Annotated in this window: 3 protein-coding genes; all 3 read left to right on the top strand. The window is 70.8% G+C overall.

Translation table 11 applies throughout. The annotated features are described in order from the left end of the window. Window positions 1–301: oligopeptide/dipeptide ABC transporter ATP-binding protein (locus tag ACFWJ4_RS41490; protein WP_380554637.1), on the top strand; the 301-nt coding region annotated here is incomplete at its 5' end. 25 nt (window positions 302–326) lie between these two features. After that, entirely contained in the window at window positions 327–1,385 is a 1,059-nt protein-coding gene (locus ACFWJ4_RS41485) for an ABC transporter ATP-binding protein (protein WP_380554640.1), read from the top strand. A 156-nt stretch (window positions 1,386–1,541) separates the two neighbouring features. Further along, window positions 1,542–2,052 (top strand): ATP-binding cassette domain-containing protein (locus ACFWJ4_RS41480; protein WP_380554634.1); only part of this gene is annotated, 511 nt, incomplete at its 3' end.

Genomic DNA, 2,052 nt, shown 5'->3' with positions numbered 1-2,052 from the left:
CGAGACCGCCCCGGTGCACGAGCTGTACGCCCGGCCCGCGCACCCGTACACCCGGGGACTGCTGGACTCCATCCCCCGGCTGGACCAGAAGGGCCAGGAGCTCTACGCGATCAAGGGCCTGCCGCCCAACCTCCTGCGCATCCCCGAGGGCTGCGCGTTCAACCCCCGCTGCCCGCGTGCCCGGGACCGCTGCCGGACCGAGGTGCCGGAGCTGTTCCCGGTCACCGAGGAGGACGGGACGCCGCTGGAGGGGCGCGGCAGTGCCTGCTTCTTCTGGAAGGAGACCCTCCATGACCGTTAACGGGTCCAGCGCGCTGGGCGCGGCGATGCCGGAGGAGGTCGCCTTCGAGCAGGAGGTGCCGCGCGGCCGGCCGATCCTCGAAGTCCGGGACCTGGTCAAGCACTTCCCGCTCACCAAGGGCGTCCTGTTCAAGAAGCAGGTCGGCGCGGTGAAGGCGGTCGACGGGGTCACCTTCGACCTGATGCAGGGCGAGACGCTCGGGATCGTCGGCGAGTCCGGCTGTGGCAAGTCCACGCTGGCCAAGGTGCTGATGAACCTGGAGCCGGCCACCTCGGGATCGGTCCGCTACAAGGGGGAGGAGATCTCCCGGCTCTCCGGGGCCGGGCTGAAGGCCGTCCGCCGGAACATCCAGATGGTGTTCCAGGACCCGTACACCTCGCTCAACCCGCGCATGACGGTCGGCGACATCATCGGCGAGCCGTTCGAGATCCACCCCGAGGTGGCGCCCAAGGGCGACCGCCGCAAGGCCGTCCAGGACCTGCTGGACGTGGTCGGGCTCAACCCCGAGTACATCAACCGCTATCCGCACCAGTTCTCCGGTGGTCAGCGCCAGCGCATCGGCATCGCCCGGGGACTGGCGCTCAAGCCGGAGATCATCATCTGCGACGAGCCGGTCTCCGCGCTGGACGTGTCCGTCCAGGCGCAGGTGATCAACCTGCTGGAACAGCTGCAGGGCGAGTTCAACCTGTCGTACATGTTCATCGCGCACGACCTCTCCATCGTCCGGCACATCTCCGACCGCGTCGGCGTGATGTACCTGGGCAAGATGGTCGAGATCGGCTCGGACGAGGAGATCTACGACCACGCCACCCACCCGTACACCCAGGCGCTGCTCTCCGCGGTGCCGGTGCCGGACCCGAGGGCGCGGGAGATCCGGGACCGGATCGTGCTCACCGGCGACGTGCCCTCGCCGGCCAACCCGCCGTCCGGCTGCCGCTTCCGCACCCGCTGCTGGAAGGCGCAGCAGCGGTGCGAGGTCGAGGAGCCGCTGCTGGCCGCGCCGTCCTGGCTGGACGGCGCGGCGCGGCACGACTCGGCGTGTCACTTCGCGGCGGAGAGGGAGGCCGGGAAGGGCGCCGGCTGAGACCGGTCGACGACCAGGGCGCGTCCCCGCCGGCGGGGACGCGCCCCTTCCCGTGACGGAAAAGAGATCTGCCACAGGCTCGCCAAGTGCGTTCCCTTCCTTGATAGTTGCTCTGCGCCCAGCAGTGGGTGCCGCGGCGCCGGGGAGGCTGCTCTGATGGACGCGGTGGAGCTGATCGGCGGCGGTCGGGGGAGCGCGGAACCCGGGACGCCGCTGCTGGAGGTCGACGACCTGCACGTGGAGTTCCGTACCCGGGACGGCGTCGCCAAGGCCGTGAACGGGGTGAGCTACTCGGTCGCGGCGGGGGAGACGCTGGCGGTGCTGGGGGAGTCCGGCTCGGGCAAGTCGGTGACGGCGCAGGCGATCATGGGCATCCTGGACATGCCGCCGGGGCGGATCACCGCGGGGCGGATCCTGTTCCGCGGCGAGGACCTGCTGACCATGGGTGCCAACGCCCGGCGGTCCGTCCGGGGCGGGCACATCGCGATGATCTTCCAGGACGCGCTCTCGGCGCTGAACCCGGTGCTCAGCGTCGGCTACCAGCTGGGGGAGATGTTCCGGGCGCACCGGGGGGTCTCCCGCAAGGAGGCCCGGGACCGGGCCGTGGAGCTGATGGACCGGGTGCGCATCCCGGCCGCCAAACAGCGGGTGAACGACTACCCGCACC

This window comes from Kitasatospora sp. NPDC127067, from assembly GCF_042724755.1.
Classification (GTDB): Bacteria; Actinomycetota; Actinomycetes; order Streptomycetales; family Streptomycetaceae; genus Kitasatospora; species Kitasatospora lactacystinica.
The sequence above is the reverse complement of the archived record's forward strand: the minus strand, read 5'-3'. Positions and strand labels throughout refer to the sequence as shown.

Bases quoted from the DNA above. Each gene is read 5' to 3' on its own strand.
- ACFWJ4_RS41485 (WP_380554640.1), top strand. From the start codon at position 327: ATGCCGGAGGAGGTCGCCTTCGAGCAGGAGGTGCCGCGCGGCCGGCCG.